The sequence below is a fragment of the Streptomyces sp. AC627_RSS907 genome (genome assembly GCF_019049165.1).
Window position 1 is genome coordinate 1 of record NZ_JAGMUE010000852.1, and the last position, 559, is coordinate 559.

At 70.7% G+C, this 559-nt stretch carries 1 pseudogene; it reads right to left on the reverse strand.

The features are described 5' to 3' along the window. Positions 1 to 559 (reverse strand): annotated as a pseudogene (locus KUM32_RS39015) (helicase); the annotation flags it as partial.

Consider the following 559-nt stretch of genomic DNA (forward strand, 5'->3'; position numbering starts at 1 on the left):
GCGTAGAGCCCGGTGACCTCGTTCTCCCTGCGCCAGCGGAGTAGGGTTTGGTAGCCCTCCAGCCAGACCAGGGATTCGGGCCGGTAGACGCGGGTGCGTAGGAAGGCGGCGATGGTGGCGGCGTGACGCGGGCTGGAGAAGTGCAGCAGCGCGGACTCGGCAGCGGCGTCGGTGTCCTCGTCGTGCTCCTGGTCCTCGCCGGCGCCCGCGCCGCCGGCGCCGACGATCCGCCCGTCCGCGTCACGCCGGACGTGTACCTTGCGCTTGCCGTGGGTGAGCGCCCGGGAGGCGAGCTGCTCGACGAGGCGCTCGTCATGGCTGCGCAGGCCCTGGAGCACGGCGACGAGCGGTTTGAAGCTGGCGGAGGCGATCATGTCGTCGGGGTCCTCGTTCGGCTCAAGGAAGACCGGCACGATGATTCTGGCGACCTTGGTGCTGCCGTCGCGGTTGAGGCGGAGCGCGCGGCCGATGTTCTGGACGATCTCGACCTGGGAGCCGCGGGTGTCGGCGAAGCAGACGGCCTCGACTCCGCGCTCACCGGTGATGTCGACGCCCTCTC